The organism is Micrococcus sp. KRD077 (assembly GCF_017168505.1).
In the GTDB taxonomy this organism is placed as follows: Bacteria; Actinomycetota; Actinomycetes; order Actinomycetales; family Micrococcaceae; genus Micrococcus; species Micrococcus luteus.
The window spans coordinates 1-19,187 of the sequence record NZ_JABFAZ010000006.1 but is presented as its reverse complement, the minus strand read 5'-3'; the positions used below and the strand labels follow the sequence as shown (position 1 = coordinate 19,187).

Here is a 19,187-nt window from a genome sequence, read left to right as displayed (position 1 = left end):
CCGCCGCCCGCCGCCACCCGCCGCACCGGTCACCTGGCCTCGGCCACCGTGCGGGCGTCGGAGGACCTCAGGCCCCGGAATTCCTGGTCAGAGACGCTCTCGGGCCGCGGCGTCGACGCCGTGGCGGGAGCGCACCCGCCAGGCCTCGAGGACCGCGGGGTCGGTGGGCCGGGTCATCAGGCTGAGGAGGACGTACACGACGGCGGAGGCGGCCAGGCCGACGTAGATCGGCTCGTTCGCGAAGACGCCCTCGAAGGGCCCGGCCGCGTTCAGCTCGAGCCAGCCCATGGTGCCGAGGGTGCCCACCGTCCCGACCACCATGGACCACAGGGCCGCCGTGCCGGTGCCGCGCTTCCACACGAGGCCGCCGACGATCGCGACGAACAGGCCGCCCACGAGGATGTCGTACGCGATGGTCAGGGCCGCCACCACGTCCGGGACGACGATCGCCAGCCCCAGCACGACGGCGCCGAGCAGCAGCACCCAGCCGCGGTTCGAGGCGAGCTCCGCCGTGGTCTCCGTGGCCGCGTCCTCGGCGGTGACGCCGTCCTCGGAGGCGGTGGCCTCGCCGCGGAGGAGGGGGAGGATGTCCGTGCGCATCACGGTCGAGGCCGCGATGATCGCCCCCGAGGCGGTGGACATCATGGCCGCGACGGCGGCCGCCAGGGCCACGCCGCCCACGCCCACGGGCAGCAGGTTCTGGGCGACCCACGCGAACACGTCGTCCGTGGCGGCGATGTCCGCGGTCACCGTGCGCGCCGCCATGCCGATCACGGCGCCGGCGACGCCGTACACGATGCAGTACAGCCCCGCGGTGGCGCCGCCGATCTGGGCCACGCGCGGGGAGCGGGCCGTGAACACGCGCTGCCAGACGTCCTGGCCGATCAGCAGGCCGAGGGTGTAGATCACGAAGTAGGTGACGATCGACTGCACGCCGATCCCGTCCCAGCTGAAGAACTCGGCGCCCAGGCGCTCCTGCATGGCGCTCCAGCCGCCGGCGTTGGCCAGGGAGAGGGGGAGCATGAGGGCGAACAGGCCGATGGTCATGATGAGGAACTGGGCCATGTCGGCCAGGGTGATGGACCACATGCCGCCGAGCACGGAGTAGGCCAGCACGATGCCGCCGCCCACCAGGACGGACAGCCAGCGGTCCCAGCCGAAGAGCACCACGAAGAGCGACGCGTAGGCGCCCGTGGAGGTGGCGGCGAGCATGAGCGTGTAGGCGAGCATCACGAAGGAGGAGGCGTGGGAGGCCCCGCCACGGCCGTACCGCAGGCGGAGCATCTGCGAGACGGTGTAGATCTTCAGGCGGGCCAGGATCGGGGCGAACGCCACCGACAGGATGAGGACGCCGACGCCGATGGCGGCCACGAGCCACGCGCCGGAGAGCCCGAACTCGTACCCCAGGCCGACGCCGCCCACGGTGGCGGCGCCGCCGAGCACGACGGCGGCCATGGTGCCGGTGAACAGCACCGGCCCGAGGCGGCGGCCCGCCACGAGGTAGTCCTCCGAGCTGGCGGCGCGGGTCTTGCCCCACCAGCCGAAGGCGAGCATGCCGACCAGGTAGACGGCGACGATGGTCAGGTTGAGGGTCACGGGCGGTCTTTGGAGCGAAGGGATCCGAGGCGCCGGGATGCGGTGCGCCGCGGCGGGACACAAGAGATCGTCGTGTTGCCGATCACACGATCCGGGCCTACGGTAAACACATGTTGCTTATCAGACAACATGTCGTCCAGGGTGACATCGGCGATGTCGCCTGGCCGACGTCGGGAGGAACGCGATGAAGGCCCTCCCGCTCGAGACCACGCCGGCCCAGGCACTGATCGGTCGCCGGCTGCGCGCGCTGCGCGAGGCGCGGCGGCTCACCGTGGCGCAGCTGGCCGAGGCGGCCGGCGTCAGCAAGGGCTTCCTCTCCCGCCTGGAGCGGGACCTGACGAGCCCGTCCGTGAGCACGCTCGTGACCCTGTGCCAGGTGCTCGGCGCGAGCCCGGGCGACGTCCTGGACGCGCCCGAGGTGACGGTCGTGCGCCTCGCCGACGCCCCCGCGGTCAGCCTCGGCGGCGAGGGCATCCGCGAGCGCTTGATCACCCCGCGCGGCAACCGCGACCTGCAGATCCTGCGCGCGGACATCGCGCCGCACGGCCGCGGGGAGGCGGAGCTGTACACCGTGGACTGCCGCGTGGAGGCGGTGCACGTCGTCACCGGCCGCCTCGAGCTGCGGACCACCGAGGCCGTGCACCTGTTGGAGGAGGGGGACACCGTCACCTTCCCCGGCCGCGAGCCCCACTCGTGGGCCAATCCGGACGGCCACCCCGCCGTCGTGCTGTGGACCCTCGTGGGCCACGCGTGAACCGTGCGGCATGCCCGCACCGGACAGACCAGACCAGACCGACCAGACCGAATCGAACAGCCCAGAGAGGACATCCAGATGCTCGAGATCCCCCGCGTCGAGGACAACGGCCGCCTCGGCCCCGTGAATTCCGCCCTCGTGCCCCGCTACGGCGGCGCCCCCACCTACGCCCTGCTGCCGCGCCTGGACGAGGCGGCCGCGGCCGGCGTCGCCCCGGAGATCAAGGTGGTCGGCGTGCCGTTCGACGCCGGCGTCTCCTACCGCCCCGGTGCACGCTTCGGGTCCGGCCACGTGCGGCAGTCCTCGCGACTGCTGCGCCCGTACAACCCCGCCACGGACACCTCGCCCTTCGCGCAGGCCCAGGTGGTGGACGCCGGGGACATGGCGGTGAACCCGTTCGACATCGGCGAGGCCATCGAGGCGATCCAGCAGGACGCGATGGACCTCACCGAGGACGGCTCCTCGCTCATGACCATCGGCGGCGACCACACCATCGCGCTGCCGCTGTTGCGCGCCGCCTCCGCCCGCGCCGGCGAGCCCGTGGCCCTGCTGCACTTCGACGCCCACCTGGACACGTGGGACACCTACTTCGGCGCCGAGTACACCCACGGCACGCCGTTCCGCCGCGCCGTGGAGGAGGGGATCCTGGACACCGAGGCCATCTCGCATGTGGGCACGCGCGGTCCGCTCTACGGCAAGAAGGACCTCGACGACGACCACCGCATGGGCTTCGGCATCGTCACCTCCTCGGACGTGTTCCGTCAGGGCGTGGACGAGATCGTGGACCAGCTGCGCCAGCGTATCGGGGGTCGGCCGCTCTACATCTCGGTGGACATCGACGTCCTCGACCCCGCGCACGCGCCGGGCACCGGCACCCCCGAGGCCGGCGGCATCACGAGCCGCGAGCTGCTCGAGATCCTGCGTGGGCTGCGCGGGCTCGACATCGTGGGCGCAGACCTGGTGGAGGTGGCCCCGGCCTACGACCACGCCGAGCTGACCGGCGTCGCCGCCTCCCATGTGGCCTACGACCTCATCTCCCTGATGGCCGACCGCCGCGCCACCCGCGCGGCCGCCGGTGAGGAGCCGGGCCGATGACCGACGAGCAGACGACGACGGCGGCCCCGCGGCGCAACGGCGGCGACCTCGCCGTCGAGACGCTCCACGCCCTGGGTGCACGGACGGTCTTCGGCATCCCGGGCCAGCACGCCCTCGGCCTCTTCGACGCCCTGTCCCGCTCCCCGCTGGAGTTCGTCTCGAACCGCGTGGAGAACAACGCCGCCTTCGCCGCGGACGGGTACGCCCGCGCCACCGGCGAGGTCGGCGTCCTGTTCCTGTCCACCGGCCCGGGCGCGCTCACCTCGCTGGCCGGCCTGCAGGAGGCGTACGCCACGGGTGTGCCGATGCTCGTGATCGCCTCGCAGATCCCGCTGTCCGGGCTCGGCGCCCGGCGCAAGGGCATGCTGCACCAGCTGGACGACCAGAAGGCCTCGGCCCGCAACGTCACCAAGGCCCAGTTCACGGTCCACCACGCCTCGGGCATCCCGTCCGCCATCCAGGACGCGTGGGCCGAGGCCGTCACCGTGCCGCAGGGGCCGGTGTGGGTCGAGATCCCGCAGGACGTGCTGCTCGGCGAGGTCATGGTGCCCCCGGTCGAGGACGCCCTGGCCGTGCCCTACGACCACCCGCCGCGCGCCGAGCTCGTGGCCGAGTCCGTGCGCTGGCTGCGCGGGGCCGGGCGGGTGGCGATCGTGGCCGGCGGCGGCGTGCGCCGCTCCGGCCGGGCCGCGATGGCGAGCCTGCGGGAGGTCGCGGAGCTGCTCCAGGCACCCGTGGTCTGCTCGCCGGGCGGCAACACCGCCTTCCCGTGGGAGCACCCGCTCAGCCTCGGCGGCTGGGTGGAGGACCGCCTCGTCACGGACCTGCTCGAGGACGCGGAGGTGCTGCTCGTGGTGGGCTCCTCGCTCGGCGAGGTCACCTCGAACTACTTCACCCTCGAGCCGCGCGGCCGCCTCATCCAGGTGGACGCGGAGCCGCGCGTGCTGGAGACCAACCACCCCACGCTGGGTGTGCGCGCCGACGCCGGCCAGGCGCTCGAGGCGCTCGCCGCGGCGCTGCGCGAGTCGGGCTCGGTGGCGCAGGACGCCGCCGTCTGGCATGGCCGCACCCCGGCCGAGGTGGTCGCCGACGTCAACGCACGGATCGGCGCCCGTCTCGACGCCCAGGACCTCGGCGTGGAGCGCCGGCTCCTGGCGGACATCCGGGCCGCCGTCCCGTCGACCATGCAGACGTACTGGGACATGACCATCGCCGCCTACTGGGCGTGGAACTGCTGGGACGCGCAGGACGGCGAGTTCCACTCGGCGCAGGGCGCCGGGGGGCTCGGCTACGGGTTCCCGGCCGCGTTCGGCGGCGCGGTGGGCCTGGCCCACCAGGGACGCACCGGGATCGACGGGCGCGTGCTCGCCGTCGCCGGCGACGGCTCGGCGATGTACTCCATCGCCGAGCTCGCGGCCGCCAGGCAGCACGGCGCGGCGGTGACGTGGCTGATCATCGACGACGGCGGGTACGGCATCCTGCGCGAGTACATGGAGGGCGCGTTCGGCAAGGCCACGGCCACCGAGCTCGACCGGCCGGACTTCCAGGCCCTCGCCGCCTCCTTCGGCGTGCCCGCCGAGACGGTGGGAGTGGAGGACGTGCGCGGCGCGCTCGAGCGCGCGTTCCAGGCGGACGGGCCGAACGTCGTCGTGGTGCAGACCCGCCTGGCGATGTGGGCGCCGAGCCACCTGGGGGAGGCTCCGGAGGTCTGACGCGGCCCGGCGCCGGAATCGCTGACTCGACCCTGAGAGTGTGCGCCACCTTTCCAGGTGCATGTTTCAGCAACGGAGCTGGACCGGCAGGTAGTTGAGACGTCGACCGAGGCGCCGGCGGTCCCTCCCGTGTCAGAAACCGCCCAGGAGATGTCCTGGAACCATCCCGCCGATCTCACGAAAACGTCCGGCATCCGTTGTCATGCTGGCCTCTCGACGCGGCCCGCCACCCGGCGGGCGCCCCACGAGAGGAACTCCATGGCCCCCGGGCTCCCGACCCGCTCCCGCCGTCCCTTCCCCCAGGTCACCGAGGGAGACGAGGCCCCCGCCGTCACGCCCACCTTCGAGGGCCGGGCCTTCCATCGCCCCGCCGAGGACGTCGAGGACCAGGGCGCCGCCTTCGACGTCGGCACTCTCGTCTCCCGCCGCAACGCGCTGGGCATCTTCGGCGCGGGGGCGGGAGCCCTCGTCCTCGCCGCGTGCGGTGTCCAGGAGGGCGCCTCGTCCTCCTCCGGCTCGACGTCGGCGAGCGCCGGCTCCTCGTCACCCGCGGCCTCCTCCTCGTCGGCGGCGAGCGCCTCGCCGTCCGCCACCCTGACCGAGATGGTCACCGAGACCGCAGGCCCGTACCCGGGCGACGGCTCCAACGGCCCGGACGTGCTCGACGCGTCCGGCATCGAACGTTCCGACCTGACCACGAGCATCGACACGGGCACCGCCGCCGAGGGCGTCCCGCTGACGGTGACGATGAACGTGATCGACATGGCCAACGGCGACGCCGCGATGACCGGCGCCGCCGTGTACCTCTGGCACGCCGACGCGCAGGGCCGCTACTCGATGTACTCGGACGGCATCACGGAGGAGACCTACCTGCGCGGCGTCCAGGCGGTGGGCGACGACGGCACGGTCACCTTCACCACGGTGTGGCCCGGCTGCTACGACGGCCGGTGGCCCCACCTGCACTTCGAGGTGTTCCCGGACAAGGCGTCCATCACGGACGCGACGAACAACGTCCTCACCTCCCAGATCGCCATGCCCGAGGAGCAGTCCGCGCAGGTCTACGCCACCTCGGCCTACGACGGGTCCACGGAGAACTTCGCCGACGTCAGCCTCGAGACGGACAACGTCCTCTCGGACGGCTACGAGACGCAGCTGCCGCAGATCACGGGCTCCGTGGAGAAGGGCTTCGCCATCACCATCGACGTCCCGATCGACACCACCACCGAGCAGGAGCAGGGCGGGATGGGCGGGCCCGGCGGTGGCCAGCCCCCGGCGCGTCCTTAAGTCCGGCGGACGTGGGCTGAGCCGTCCGGCCCAGCCCACGCGTCCTGCCGGCGGCTCAGTCGGTCTGGGACTCGTTGCGCTCGGGGTGCGGGCCGAACACGAAGTGGCGGCCGGACACGCGCTGGACGTCCACGCGGACGTAGAAGTCCTTCAGCGTCGGCACCCACGGCTCGATGCCGAGGGACTCGGCCTCCGCGATCTCCGCCTCCGTGTCCAGGCGGCGCGCGGTGCCGTGGACGAGCACGGACCAGGCCTGGTCGGCCAGGATCCCGTCGGCCTGCACCACGACGTGCGGGTTCACCGTGAGCTCGGCGAGCTTCGAGCCGGGCGCGGTGCGGAAGTAGATGGCGCCGTCGTGGGCCCGCACGTTCACCGGCACGATGTCCGGCCGCCCGTCCACGGCCAGCCCGAGGCGCGCGCGGCCCACGCGGCCCAGCAGTCGCCAGACCTGGTCCTCGTCCAGCACCAGGACGGCCTCGCCGTCCGGGTGCTCGAACATCAGGTGGTCCCCGGGCTCCGCGACCGGATCGGGGCGCTGCATCGACGGGGCGTCGTCGGTGTCATGGTGCTGCTGGGTCATCGGGGCCTCCTGGCATGCCGGGACGGGCGCCGTCGGGCGCGGCGCTGAGATCGGGCTCACATCCACTCTATACATGGTCGGTCGCCCGCGAGGCGACGATGTCACCCAGCACCGCCGCCGTCGTCGGCGCCTCGCGGCCCTGGGCGACGGCGAGCGCGAACGGGCACGTGTGGGCGCGCGGGCCGTCGTCGACGAGCCGGCCCGACGACGGCGCGGCCGGGTCCGGCGTGAGCCACCTGCCCCCGGCGCGGCGCAGGATCAGCTGCCCTGCCGCGACGTCCCAGGGCTTGGTGTCCACGTACAGCGCGGCGTCGGCCCAGCCCGCCGCCGTGTGGGCGAGCTCGAGGGCGCCGGAGACGGTGCGGCGCACGGTCGCGTGGGCGGTCACGAGCCGCCCGAAGCGGCGCAGCGCGTCCTCGCCCTCGCGCGCGATCGCTTCGCCCGCCGGGTAGGAGGTCACGAGGTTCTGGGCGCGCTCGCCGCCGGCCGGCGCCGGCCGGGCGACCTCGGCCAGCGGGCGCTCCGGCCCGTCGCCGCGGGTGAGGTAGGCGCCGTCCTCGTCGGCGGAGAACGCCAGCCGGCCCACGGGGTCCAGCACGACGCCGGCCACCACCTCGCCGTCGACCTCGGCGGCCAGGGACACCGAGAACATCGCGAAGCCGTGTGTGAAGTTGGAGGTGCCGTCGATGGGGTCGACGATCCAGGTCAGCCGGGCGGCCTCACCGGTGCCGGCCTGCGCCCCGAGCTCCTCGCCGAGCACGCCGGAGCCGGGGACCGCCGTCGTGAGCGCGGCGACGAGCCGGGCCTCGGTGTGTCGGTCGTGCACGGTGACGAGGTCGTGGTGCGTGGTCTTGGCCTCGGGCCCGATGGCGGTGGGGGAGCGGAAGGCGGCGGCGAGGTCGCCGACGACCGCGCGGGCGGCGTCGAGGGCGATCGCGCGGAGCTCGGCGGGGCGGGGCAGGGCGGCCCGCAGACCCCCACGCCCCAGCGCGTGGCCGCCGTGCGTGCGCTGCGCGAGCTGCTCGCCGCCGGCTACGGCACCGAGGCCCGGCCGATCGCCTCCTACGGCGCCCCCGCGCCCGGCACCCTCGGCGGCGTCTACCCGGACTACGACGACCGCGTGTTCCCCGGCCTCGTGGCCGCGCAGGAGCTGGCGGGCATCGACGTCGACTACCTGCGGAACGTGGACCGGGTGAGCGAGGCCGGCATCGCCGAGGCGTCCCTGGCCGACCTCGGCACGCTGTTCACCTACCTGGTGCGCGGCGAGCGGTTCGCGGACGGGCACGTGGCCGCCGCGATCGAGAACGGCAAGGTCGGCCGCATGCTGGACCGCCTGACCGCGCTGGTCCCCGAGATCCGCTGAGAGCGCACGGTGCGGAATACTGGGCGCATGCCCGCAGCCTCCGACGCCCCCACGCCCGCGCCCCGGCGCGGCCGCCTGGCCCCTTCCGGTGACCCCACTCCCGTGGAGAACGTCGCCACGCACCTGCAGGAGGGGTGGAACCGTTGGCACCGCGCCCGCGCGCTGCGTGCCGGCAACGTGCCGACGGTCATGGCGTTCACGGGCTACGGCAGCACCAGCTGGGTGCGGATCCTCTCCCGTGTGGTGATCGCCTCCGACGAGGAGTTCATGAACGGCCGTCGGCTGTCGAAGGTGGTGGCGGACGGCGTGCGCGGCTGGCGCAACTTCGTGGCCCCGCCCATGGCCTACGCCGAGGTGGAGGTGCAGGTGGGGGACCTGCGCACCACGGTGCGCACGGACCGGATGGGCGTCGTCGACGTCGTGCTGGACGTCGAGCTGGAGCCCGGCTGGCAGACCGCCACCCTCCATGTCGGCGGCCAGGAGGAGCGCGCCGTCATGGACCTGTACATCTGCGAGCCGGGTGCGCGGGTCGGCCTGGTCTCGGACATCGACGACACGGTGGTGGTCACCTCGCTGCCCCGCCCCCTGCTGGCGGCCTGGAACTCGTTCGTGATCGACGAGCACGCCCGCACGCCCACCCCGGGGATCGCCGTGCTGCTGCGCCGGATCGCCGAGCTCGAGCCGAAGGCCCCCGTGCTGTACCTGTCCACGGGCGCGTGGAACGTGGCGCAGACCCTCACCCGCTTCCTGGGCCGCAACCTCTACCCGCTCGGCGCCCTGCTGCTGACCAGCTGGGGGCCCACGAGGGACCGCTGGTTCCGTTCCGGTCAGGAGCACAAGAGGGTCCAGCTCGAGCGCCTCGCCGAGCAGTTCCCGGACATCCAGTGGATCCTGGTGGGCGACGACGGCCAGCACGACCCCGAGATCTACGCCGAGTTCGCGCAGCGCCACCCCGACCGGGTCAAGGCGATCGTCATCCGGCAGCTGACCCCCTCGCAGGCGCTGCTCGCGGGCGGCCGGGCGGAGGACACCCGCCGTTCCACCCCGGGCATCCCGTGGTGCTACGGCCCGGACGGGGCCACGCTGTCCAATCAGCTCGAGGACCTGGGCATCCTGCCCGTCGAGTTCGTGGACGTGCAGCCCGAGGCCTGGCGTGAGGACATCCTCGGCGACGACGAGGCGCCGGCGGCCCTCGACGCCGCGGCGCAGCGTGACGGTCGGTCCGCGGACGAGGAGGCCGCCCGATGACCGCCTCGCGCTCCGTCGAGGTCCGCATCCCGCTGCGCTGGGCGGACATGGACGCCTACGGCCATGTGAACAACATCGCCGTGGTGCAGCTGCTGGAGGAGGCCCGCGTGGCGGCCTTCGGCGTGCCCGCGAACACCGGCGCCGGTGGCGGGCAGGCCCCGCCGATCGACCTGCTCGAGGGGGTGGCCCCCGGTGTGCGGACGTTCATCTCCGAGCACACCGTGAAGTACCGGGCCCAGATGCCCTACCGCCCCGTGCCGCTGCGCGTGGTGGTGAGCGTGGACGCCGTGAAGGCCGCCTCGGTGCACGTGGGCTACGCCCTGCACGACGGCGTCGACGACACCCTCTGCGCCACCGCGACGTCCGTCATGGTGTTCGTCGACGGGCAGACGGGCCGCCCCGTGCGCATCAGCCCCGAGCAGCGGGCGGCCCTGGCCGGCTGAGGTGGGCCGAGGTGGGCTGCTGACCGCCCGACAGCCGCCCAGCGACATCACCGCCGTGCAGAGTGGCTGCGATGTCGCAGAGCGGAGGTCCGCCGCTCGGGCTCGCCGAGTCGAGACAGGGCCCGTGGGACGGCCGCGGATCAGACCGAGCGGGGGACGCCCGCGGCGGTGAGGATCCGCGCCAGCCGGTCCGGCCGCAGGAGGTCTCCCCACGTCCAATGCGCACCCGCCCGGGTGACCAGCTGCAGGGCCACCTCCCGTTCCTTCTCCCGGCGGATGCTGGCGCGGCGGGCCGTGTCGTCACCGTCGAAGAACGACAGGTCGTACTTGCCCAGCCCGTCGAACTCCCCGTACACCCGCACCTGCTCCCACCAGAAGTCCGTGCGGGCCACCGCGCGTCCGTTCGCATCCCGGTGGCGATGCTGCAGCGCCGTGGGCGGGACGAAGCCGAGCTCGTGGATGATGGCCCGGCTGTAGGACTCGCCGGCGGATTCCGCCCGCGCGTCCGCGAAGTGCCAGGCCCGCTCGAATCGGCGGAGGGCGGCCGCTGATCCGAGTCGGCTCTCCGCCTGCCTCGCCCAGCGTGCGGCCTCCTCGGGCCAGGCTCGGACGAGCGCGTCCAGCGGGGCCACGGCGTCGCGGAACGGGGTGGCCGCCCCCAGCACCAGCAGCACCGTGGGCAGCGGATCCGCCAGGACGGTTCCCAGGCTCTGCCCGTCCGACAGGACGGCCTCGACCGGCTGAGGCGCGGCGGGACGGGAAGCCGGCGATCGTGGGCCACCACGGAGGGGGCGAAGGGACGGCGGGTCAGCGGACCGGCGCCGTGATGCCCGGGCGAGGGGGCGCGCAGCTCGAGCACGGGCGGCTCGACGGCCGGCCCCAGACCGTGCAACCGGGCCGCGGTCAGGCCCGTGAACACCGTCGCGGGGCGGGCGATCGAGAGGGCGACGGCGGACACGACCGCCCTGTCCCACGGACGCAGCGCGGCCCAGTCGCTGACGCTGATGTAGACGCGCGGGCAGAGCCGCACGAGGACCCCGCGGGTCCAGGCGCGTTCGAGACGGCGCCGCGCCGCCCCGTCGTGAGGGTCCGCCGCGCTGAGCAGGGGCCCGCGTCCCGGGAGCAGCGCACGCGAGTGGTCGGAGAGCAGGGTCATGCGGCCCAGTCTCGTGGGCCCGTCCGGGGCGCGAGGGGTCGGCCGCGCGGACGGTGGAGGGCACCCGACGTCGGGGGGCCTGTGCAGGAGCCGGGCGCCCTTGAGCGACCGCCGCCCTGCGACATCACCGCGCGTCAGAACGGCGGTGATGTCGCAGGGCGGCGGAGGATCACGGAAGGGACAGGGCCGGGCCTCAGACCACGCCCTGGGCGATCATCGCGTCGGCGACCTTGATGAACCCGGCGATGTTCGCCCCCGCCACGTAGTTGCCGGGCGTGCCGTACTCCTCGGCGGTCTCCACGCAGCGGTCGTGGATGTCGCGCATGATCTGCTCGAGCCGGTCGTGGGTGTAGTCGAAGCTCCACGAGTCCCGCGAGGCGTTCTGCTGCATCTCCAGCGCCGACGTCGCCACGCCGCCCGCGTTGGCGGCCTTGCCCGGGCCGAACAGCGTCCCGGAGTCGACGAACAGGTGGGCGGCCGCCTCGGTGCAGGGCATGTTCGCGCCCTCGGCCACGGCCTTCACCCCGTTCTTCAGCAGGGTCCGCGCGGCGGACTCGTCGAGCTCGTTCTGGGTGGCACACGGCAGGGCCACGGTGCCCTCGACGTCCCAGACGCTGCCGCCGGTCACGTAGCGGGACCGCCCGCCGCGGCGCTCGGCGTACTCGGAGATGCGGGCACGCTCGACCTCCTTGATCTGCTTGAGCAGGTCCAGGTCGAGGCCGTCCGGGTCCACGATGTAGCCCGAGGAGTCGGACGCGGTGAGCACGGTGGCCCCGAGCGCGGCGGCCTTCTCCGCGGCGTAGATGGCCACGTTGCCGGAGCCGGAGATCAGCACCTGCTGACCGTCCATGGATTCGCCGCGCGTGCGCAGCATGGAGTCGACGAACATCACGGCGCCGTAGCCGGTGGCCTCAGTGCGGACCAGCGAGCCGCCCCACGTCAGGCCCTTGCCGGTGAGGGCGCCGGCCTCGAAGCGGTTGGTCAGTCGCTTGTACTGGCCGAACATGTAGCCGATCTCGCGGGCGCCCACGCCGATGTCACCGGCCGGCACGTCCGTGTGCTCACCGATGTGGCGATGCAGCTCCGTCATGAAGGACTGGCAGAACCGCATGATCTCGCGGTCGGACTTGCCGGCGGGGTCGAAGTCCGAGCCGCCCTTGCCGCCGCCGATCGGCATGCCGGTGAGCGAGTTCTTGAAGATCTGCTCGAAGCCCAGGAACTTGACGATCCCGAGGTACACGGAGGGGTGGAAGCGCAGCCCGCCCTTGTACGGGCCGAGCGCCGAGTTGAACTCCACGCGGAACCCGCGGTTGACCTGCACGACGCCGGCGTCGTCGATCCACGGGACGCGGAAGATGATCTGGCGCTCCGGCTCGCAGAGGCGGTGCATGACCCCGGCCTCGACGTACTGGGGGTGGCGCTGCATCACCGGTCCCAGCGCCTCGAACACCTCGGACACCGCCTGGTGGAACTCGGCCTCGCCGGGGTTGCGCGCGAACACTTCGTCGCGCAGGGTCTCCAGAGACTCATTCATGGTGTCCTCCTCGGACGTCGGGGTAGAGACGCCCCGCGGTGCCCCCCGTGGCGCGCCGCGGTCGGAGGAGGCCGCGGTGCCTGACGCCCATCCTGACAGGGAGCGCGCTCTGTTACCGAAATGAGACGCGGGCCACCCCGGGCCCCACGTTCGGCTCAGCGCGGCGGCGCCGCCTCGGTGTCGATGCTGGCCTGCTGGCTCTCGCTGTAGCGCGGCCCCGCCACGGTCGCGTCGTTGACGAGGTCGTCCAGCCGGGCGACGTCGGCCGGGGTCAGCCGCACCTCGTGCGCGTCCCGGTCCTCGAGCCAGTGCTCCCACGAGGTGGTGCCCGGGATCGCCAGGACGTCCTCGCCCTGGGCCAGGACCCAGGCGACGGCGAGCCCCGCCGTGCTCGTCCCGAGCCGGACGGCCTCGGCCGAGAGCGCCTCGCGCAGCGTCAGGTTGGCCTCGTAGTGGCCCTCGGCGAAGCGGGGCAGCCGGTGCCGCAGATCTCCCGCGTCCAGCCGGTCCAGCCGCGGCGGCGCGTCCGTGAGCAGGCCGCGGCTGACGGGGGAGAAGGCCACGAAGGCGGTCCCGTGGCGGCGGCACGCCTCGAGCACGCCCCCTTCGGGGTTGCGGGTGGCGAGGGAGTACTCGGACTGCACGGCCGCGATCGGGTGGACGGCCACGGCCCGGGTCAGGGTGACGGCCGAGACCTCGGACAGGCCGATCGCCCCGATCTTGCCGTCCGTGACGGCCTCCGCGAGCGCTCCCACGGACTCCTCGACGGGGACCTCCGGGTCCAGCCGGTGCAGGTAGTACAGGTCGATCCGGTCCTGGCCGAGCCGGCGCAGTGAGGCGTCCACGTGCGCGCGCAGTGTCTCCGGGCGGCCGTCGATCCGTCGCTGCCCGTCCCGCACGAGCCCGCCCTTGGAGGCGAGCAGCACGCGCTCGCGGACGCCCGACCCCGCCCGGGCGAGCGCGCGCCCCACGAGCTCCTCACTGCGGCCGCCGCCGTAGAGGGTGGCGGTGTCCAGGTGGTCGGTGCCGTCGTCCAGCACGCGGGTGAGCAGGTCGACGGCGGCGTCGTCGTCGAGGAATCCGGAGTAGCCGTGCACGATGTTCATGCATCCGAGGCCGACGGGGTGCACGTCCTTGCCGGCGAGGCGGCGGGTATAAGAGACAGGGCATGCGGGGTGGCGTCCATGCCCGCCACCCTAGCCACGACTCCGGACACGACACCCGGGCGCCCGTCCGGCGTCCGGCCCGTCGTCCGTCCCGGGGTTCAGCCGAACACGCGCGCGGCCAGCAGCGACGGCGCCGTCAGCAGCCGGCGGGCCAGCTCCACGCGGCGGCGCTCCTGCACCGCGATCGCCTTCTCGTAGTAGCCCACGAGCTGCTCGCACAGCACCGGCCAGGTCCGGCCCTGCACCGACGCCCACGCCGCGTCGGCGAACGCGGCCCGCTTGACGTCGTCGTACACGAGGTCCGCGACGTGGCGGCGCAGCTCGTCCAGCTCGCCGGGCGGGTAGAGCCAGCCGGTGCGGGAGGCGTCCACGATGTCGAGGGGGCCGCCGCGGCCGACGGCGACGACGGGCACGCCCGAGGCCATCGCCTCCTGCAGCGTCTGGCCGAAGGTGTCGGACTCGCCGGGGTGCACGAACAGGTCCAGGCTGGCCACGTGGCGCGCGAGGTCCTCGCCCCCCTGGAAGCCGGCGAAGTGCGCGCCGGGCAGCTCCCGCTCGAGCTGTTCGCGCAGCGGCCCGGAGCCGATGACCACGAGGCGGGTGCCCGGCAGGTCCGAGAGCACCCGCAGGTCCCCGACCTGCTTCTCGTGCGCCAGCCGCCCCACGAAGCCCACGAGCTTCTCGCCGTTCGGGGCGAGCTCGGCGCGCAGCGCCTCGTCCCGCTTGGCGGGATGGAATCGGCGGGAGTCGACGCCGCGGCCCCACAGGTGCACGCGTCGCACCCCCTGGCGGTGCAGCTGCCGGACGGTGAACGACGACGGCGCGAGCGTCAGCGTGGCCATGTTGTGCAGGCGCGCCACGTGGCTCCACAGGACGTCCTCCAGCCACGGGGCGCCGTACCGGGCCGCGTAGCCGGGGACCTCGGTCTGGTAGACGGCCACGGAGGGGATGCCGAGCTCCTCGGCCGCCTGCACCGCGCGCCAGCCCAGCACGAAGGGGGAGGCGATGTGCACCACGTCCGGGGCGAAGTCGGCGAGCATGCCGCGCAGCCGGCCCACCGTGCCGGCGGCCACCCGCACGGAGGCGTACCCGCTCAGGGGCACGGAGGGCAGGGTGCGCACGGGGAAGCCCTCGACCTCGCGGGGGGCCTCACCGGCGCCCGCGCGTTGGGTCCACCCGGCGGACCACGAGGCAGCCGGGGCGACCACCATCGCCTCGTCGCCCCGCTCCCGCAGGTGGCGCAGCACCTGGAGGATGGAGTGGGTGACCCCGTTCATATGGGGCAGGAACGATTCGGCGACCACGACGACACGCACGTGGCCGACGCTAAGGACCCCGGACCACGGCCGGGACACCCGCCGACGACGGCCCGGTGACCCCGCGGTGAACTCTCGGGGCGCGTGACGGTCGTCGCACCGGCCCGCGCGGCCCGCCCCCGTCCAGGCGCCGCCCGGAGTCGGGTGGCACCATGGACGGGTGAGTTCCCGCCCCGCTGCGCCCCGTCTGCTGCGCCCCGTCCCCCTGCCGCTGTGGCTGCAGGGGGTGGTCGAGGCGCTCGTCACGGCGATGATCAGCCTGCTGGCGGTCATGGTCCCCACCCTCGCGGTGTGGGCCACGGGCGGGTTCGAGCGGCCGACCATCGAGGGCGCCGTCCAGGTGGGCGGCGTCCTGTGGCTGGCCCTGCACGCGGTGCCCGTCACCGTGGCCACGGCCATGCCCACCGCGCCGGATCACCTCATCACCGGCACGGCGTGGCTCGTGCCGTGGGGCCTGACCCTGGTCCCGCTCGCGCTGTCCTGGCGGGCCGGCCGGCGCCTGGCCCGCGCGTCCTACCGGGACCAGGCGTGGCAGGCCTTCGTGGGCGCGGTGGGGGCCTACGCCCTGGTGGGGCTGGCCGTGGCGTTCCTGCCCGGCACGGACGAGCTGACGGCCCACCCCGCCCCGGCGGCGCTGCTGCCCGCCCTGCTCTTCGGCGTCGCCGCCCTCGCGGGGGCGCGGCGCGAGGCCGGCACCTGGGCGCACCTGATCGGCCTGGACCTCACGGAGCGGATCTCGCGGCGCTCGCAGTACGAACGCTGGGCCGGCTCGTACGCGTGGTCCGTGGTGCGCGCCGCGGCCGTCGCCGTGCTCGCCCTGACGGGCCTGAACGCGCTGCTCGTGGCGGGGCGGCTGGCCGTCGAGTGGGCCGCCGTCGTCACCGTGGCCCAGGCGATCGGGGGCGGCCCGCTGGGCGGCCTGCTGCTGGCGCTGCTGCAGATCGGCTGGCTGCCCACGTTCACCGCGTGGTCGATCGCGTGGACGGCGGGCCCGGGGTTCTCCGTGGGTGCGGACAGCCTCTACTCCGTGTTCGGCGCGACGCCGGCCACCGCGCCCGCCCTCCCGGCGCTGGGTGCGCTGCCCGGGACGTGGTCGCCGTGGCAGCTGCTCCTGCTGGCCGTGCCGATCGGCGCCGGCGTCGTGGCCGGCGTGTGGCTGCTGCGGGAGGGGGAGAACCACCTCGACGACTGGCTGCACACCCGCCACGGCAGCCGCGCGGTGTCCCTGACGCTGTCCACGCTGGCCCTAGCCGTGCTCACCGGACTGCTCACGGGGCTGCTGCTGCTCGTGCCGCTGGCCCTCACCTCCGGGACGCTCGGGCTCGGCACGCTGACGGACATCGGCTCCCACGTCTGGGCGGTGTGCGCCGCCGTCGCCGGATGGGTCGCGCTGGGCTGCGCGGCCGGCTACCTCACGGCCCTGGCCGTGGCCGGGCACCGGGACGGGACGACGACGGCGCCGCGGTCCGGCGACCGTGCCTCGGGCCCGCGCGACCGGCCGTCCCCGCGCCGGGCGCGGGACTGACGCCCGCGGCTCAGGGCCGCAGCTGGGGCACCCCCGTGCGCTCCTCCACCTGACGGGTGAACTCGTCCGCGCACGCCTGCTGTGCCCGCACGGTGAGCGCGGAGGCGCCGCACTGCTCGAGCTGGACCGTCGCGTCCCACGCGAGCAGCGGCAGCGCCGCCGTCGTCATGCCCACCAGCGCCATCGCCATGCCGGCGGACGCCACCGCGCGGGGCAGTCCCGAGCGGTCGGCGCCGCGGCTCGTGACCCACACGCGCACGCCGAGCACGAGGGCGACCAGCCCCAGCGCGAGGGCGATCAGCTTCCACGGCAGCACGAGGGAGAAGGAGAGCACCATCCCCAGCAGCGCCACGGACTGCCACAGCAGGGCACGGCCGGTGCGGACGCGGCCGGGGTCCGGGGCGCCCTGCGGCGGGCGGGGGAGGAGGGAACGGGGGCGGACACCCCCTCACCCTACGATGGGCGCATGCGCATCGTTGCCCTCGTCTCCGGTTCCGGCACCAACCTGCAGGCCGTCCTCGACGCCGTCGCCTCCGGCGCCCTGGACGTGGAGATCGCCGCGGTGGGCGCCGACGTCGCCGACGCCGGCGGCCTGGAGCGCGCCCGCGCCCACGGGATCGAGACGTTCGTGGTGTCACCGAAGGACCACGCGGACCGGCGCGCGTGGGACGAGGCGCTCGCGGACGCCGTCGCCGCCTACGCGCCGGACTGGGTGGTGTGCTCCGGGTTCATGCGGATCCTGGGCGCCCCGCTGCTCGAGCGGTTCGACGGCCGCATCCTCAACACCCACCCGGCCCTGCTGCCCTCCTTCCCGGGGGCCCACGGCGTCCGGGACGCGCTGGCGCACGGGGTGAAGGTCACCGGCTGCACCGTGCACGTGGTGGACGCGGGCGTGGACACCGGCCCGATCCTCGCCCAGGCCGCGGTGCCCGTGCTGGACACGGACACCGAGGCCGAGCTGCACGAGCGCATCAAGGTCCAAGAGCGGGCCCTGCTGCTGCGCGTGCTCGGCGAGCTCAGTCGGCGCTGACCTCGAGGGCGCGGCCGCGGGTCTCCGGGGCCAGCGCCAGCATCGCCGCGCAGGCCAGGACCACGAGCCCGCCGGTGACGGCGAACGCCCCCGGCAGCCCGAGGGCGGGGACCAGCGTGCCCACGAAGAGCAGCGGGCCCAGGCCCGCGCCCACCCGCGAGGCCGCCGACGCCCAGCCGAAGCCGGAGGCGCGCAGCGTCGTCGGGTACAGCTCGGAGACGTACGTGTAGAGCACCGGGATCGCGACCTGCACCACGAAGCCGAACGCCAGCACGAGCGGCAGCACCGCGGCGGGCACGTCCAGCACGCTCGCCAGCCAGACGGTCAGGGCGCTCGCGACGACGGCGCTGACGGCCAGCAGCCAGCGGCGGCCGGTGACCTCGATCAGCGCGGTGGCCACGACCACGCCGAGCAGGCCGGCCGCGGCCATGCCGGAGGTCATGATGAAGGCGCGGCCCTCCGCGTAGCCGGCGTCGATGAGGAACGTGGGCAGCCACTGCAGCGCGATGTAGTAGACGAGCATGATGGCCACGAACAGGGCCCAGGCGATCGCGGTGATGCGCGGGGAGAACCGCCAGACCGCGGCGAGCTGCGCGCCGACGCCGCCGGAGCGGGCCGGCTCGGCCGGGGGCATCGTGTAGGGCCGGCGGGGCGCGCCGGTGGCCGCCACCATGCGGTCGATGACGGCGCGGGCCTGTGCCTCGCGGCCCCGGCTCATCAGGAACAGCGGGGACTCGGGGATGCCCAGGCGCACGACGAACACGAGCAGGGCCGGCAGGACCATGGCCAGCAGGGGCAGGCGCCAGTCGCCCCACGTGCCCACGAGCCAGGCGGAGACGAGGCCGCACAGCGCGGCGCCGACGGGCCACCAGCCGTCCATCGCGGCCAGGACGCGGCCACGCAGCCGGCGCGGGGTGAACTCGCCCACGAGCGCGTAGTCCACGGGGATCGTGCCGCCCAGGCCCATGCCGGCCACGAAGCGGAACAGCGCGAACCACAGTAGGGAGTCGGTCAGCGCGCCCGCGATCGTGAACACGGAGAAGATCGCGAGCGTCCACGCGAACGCCGCCTTGCGGCCGATGCGGTCCGCGATGGTGCCCCACAGGAACGCGCCCACGGCCATGCCGATGAGGTTGGCGGTGCCGATCCACGCGGCGTCGGCCTTGTCCAGGGCCCACTCCTCGCGCAGCAGCGGGATCATCACGCCGTTGAGCGTGACGTCCCACGCGTCGAACATGAAGCCCAGGCCGCCGATCAGGAAGATGCGGCCCTGGACGGACCAGCGCCACGGCAGCTCCTGGACGACCGCCTCACCGGTGGGCAGGGCGGCGTCGGGGGCGACGACGTCGGGCGCGGGCCCGGGGTGCGCGCCGTCGGCGCTGGGG

Annotated in this window: 18 protein-coding genes; 9 read left to right on the top strand and 9 right to left on the bottom strand. The window is 74.2% G+C overall.

Annotated features, from left to right (window positions below; genetic code table 11):
- Nucleotides 1-87 precede the first annotated feature (87 nt).
- Nucleotides 88-1,596 carry a sodium:solute symporter family transporter gene (locus J1M39_RS02035; RefSeq protein WP_206496416.1) on the bottom strand — a complete coding sequence of 503 codons (1,509 nt, stop codon included), beginning with the start codon at nucleotides 1,594-1,596 and terminating at the stop codon, nucleotides 88-90.
- Nucleotides 1,597-1,780: 184 nt separating this feature from the next.
- On the opposite strand from J1M39_RS02035, the gene J1M39_RS02030 reads away from it, so the two are divergent.
- From J1M39_RS02030 to J1M39_RS02015, 4 genes are all read left to right on the top strand, one after another.
- Nucleotides 1,781-2,350 carry an XRE family transcriptional regulator gene (locus tag J1M39_RS02030; protein ID WP_206496415.1) on the top strand — a complete coding sequence of 190 codons (570 nt, stop codon included), beginning with the start codon at nucleotides 1,781-1,783 and terminating at the stop codon, nucleotides 2,348-2,350.
- 78 nt (nucleotides 2,351-2,428) lie between these two features.
- Nucleotides 2,429-3,445 carry an agmatinase gene (gene speB, locus J1M39_RS02025; RefSeq protein ID WP_101965714.1) on the top strand — a complete coding sequence of 339 codons (1,017 nt, stop codon included), beginning with the start codon at nucleotides 2,429-2,431 and terminating at the stop codon, nucleotides 3,443-3,445.
- Entirely contained in the window at nucleotides 3,442-5,157 is a 1,716-nt protein-coding gene (locus tag J1M39_RS02020; RefSeq protein ID WP_102708743.1) for a thiamine pyrophosphate-binding protein, read from the top strand. The genes speB and J1M39_RS02020 overlap by 4 nt, the downstream gene beginning before the upstream one ends.
- A gap of 258 nt (nucleotides 5,158-5,415) precedes the next feature.
- Entirely contained in the window at nucleotides 5,416-6,441 is a 1,026-nt protein-coding gene (locus J1M39_RS02015; protein ID WP_102708744.1) for a dioxygenase family protein, read from the top strand.
- 55 nt (nucleotides 6,442-6,496) lie between these two features.
- Here J1M39_RS02015 and J1M39_RS02010 read toward each other — a convergent pair whose 3' ends face one another.
- Entirely contained in the window at nucleotides 6,497-7,021 is a 525-nt protein-coding gene (locus tag J1M39_RS02010; protein ID WP_102708745.1) for a pyridoxamine 5'-phosphate oxidase family protein, read from the bottom strand.
- A 67-nt stretch (nucleotides 7,022-7,088) separates the two neighbouring features.
- Nucleotides 7,089-7,955 carry an inositol monophosphatase family protein gene (locus J1M39_RS02005; RefSeq protein WP_342356357.1) on the bottom strand — a complete coding sequence of 289 codons (867 nt, stop codon included), beginning with the start codon at nucleotides 7,953-7,955 and terminating at the stop codon, nucleotides 7,089-7,091.
- Here J1M39_RS02005 and J1M39_RS02000 point away from each other — a divergent pair.
- From J1M39_RS02000 to J1M39_RS01990, 3 genes are read left to right on the top strand one after another with little or no spacing between them, the layout of a single operon-like run.
- Nucleotides 7,863-8,384, top strand: a complete 522-nt coding sequence (locus tag J1M39_RS02000) for a DUF6508 domain-containing protein (RefSeq protein WP_342356356.1) — start codon at nucleotides 7,863-7,865, stop codon at nucleotides 8,382-8,384. The two genes, J1M39_RS02005 and J1M39_RS02000, sit on opposite strands and share 93 nt — an antisense overlap.
- Before the next feature lie 27 nt (nucleotides 8,385-8,411).
- Nucleotides 8,412-9,632, top strand: coding sequence for an App1 family protein (locus tag J1M39_RS01995; RefSeq protein ID WP_206496414.1), 1,221 nt, complete (start codon nucleotides 8,412-8,414; stop codon nucleotides 9,630-9,632).
- Nucleotides 9,629-10,075, top strand: coding sequence for an acyl-CoA thioesterase (locus J1M39_RS01990; RefSeq protein WP_002853740.1), 447 nt, complete (start codon nucleotides 9,629-9,631; stop codon nucleotides 10,073-10,075). The genes J1M39_RS01995 and J1M39_RS01990 overlap by 4 nt, the downstream gene beginning before the upstream one ends.
- 140 nt (nucleotides 10,076-10,215) lie before the next feature.
- Here J1M39_RS01990 and J1M39_RS12200 read toward each other — a convergent pair whose 3' ends face one another.
- The 4 genes from J1M39_RS12200 to J1M39_RS01970 all read right to left on the bottom strand — a co-directional run bounded on the left by J1M39_RS12200 (nucleotide 10,216) and on the right by J1M39_RS01970 (nucleotide 15,247).
- A complete protein-coding gene (locus J1M39_RS12200; protein ID WP_241253794.1) occupies nucleotides 10,216-10,749 on the bottom strand; it encodes a hypothetical protein in 534 nt (177 codons plus the stop codon).
- A 675-nt stretch (nucleotides 10,750-11,424) separates the two neighbouring features.
- Nucleotides 11,425-12,765 (bottom strand): NADP-specific glutamate dehydrogenase, encoded by a 1,341-nt coding sequence (gene gdhA, locus J1M39_RS01980; protein ID WP_036382024.1) that lies wholly within the window; start codon nucleotides 12,763-12,765, stop codon nucleotides 11,425-11,427.
- Between the two features lie 155 nt (nucleotides 12,766-12,920).
- A complete protein-coding gene (locus tag J1M39_RS01975; RefSeq protein ID WP_446740320.1) occupies nucleotides 12,921-13,895 on the bottom strand; it encodes an aldo/keto reductase in 975 nt (324 codons plus the stop codon).
- A gap of 134 nt (nucleotides 13,896-14,029) precedes the next feature.
- Entirely contained in the window at nucleotides 14,030-15,247 is a 1,218-nt protein-coding gene (locus J1M39_RS01970) for a glycosyltransferase family 4 protein (protein ID WP_041102988.1), read from the bottom strand.
- Nucleotides 15,248-15,407: 160 nt separating this feature from the next.
- Between J1M39_RS01970 and J1M39_RS01965 the strand changes: the two genes are divergently transcribed.
- Nucleotides 15,408-16,772: a cell division protein PerM gene (locus tag J1M39_RS01965; protein WP_230594448.1), complete on the top strand. Its 1,365-nt coding sequence runs from the start codon at nucleotides 15,408-15,410 to the stop codon at nucleotides 16,770-16,772.
- A gap of 10 nt (nucleotides 16,773-16,782) precedes the next feature.
- Here the strand turns inward: J1M39_RS01965 and J1M39_RS01960 are convergent, their stop codons facing one another.
- The gene (locus J1M39_RS01960) at nucleotides 16,783-17,124 is read right to left on the bottom strand and encodes a hypothetical protein (RefSeq protein ID WP_241253793.1); all 342 of its coding nucleotides are present in this window, start codon (nucleotides 17,122-17,124) and stop codon (nucleotides 16,783-16,785) included.
- A gap of 114 nt (nucleotides 17,125-17,238) precedes the next feature.
- Between J1M39_RS01960 and purN the strand changes: the two genes are divergently transcribed.
- Entirely contained in the window at nucleotides 17,239-17,802 is a 564-nt protein-coding gene (gene purN / locus J1M39_RS01955; protein ID WP_041102979.1) for a phosphoribosylglycinamide formyltransferase, read from the top strand.
- Here purN and J1M39_RS01950 read toward each other — a convergent pair.
- A partial coding sequence (locus J1M39_RS01950) for an MFS transporter (RefSeq protein ID WP_241253792.1) occupies nucleotides 17,789-19,187 on the bottom strand: 1,399 nt, incomplete at its 5' end. The two genes, purN and J1M39_RS01950, sit on opposite strands and share 14 nt — an antisense overlap.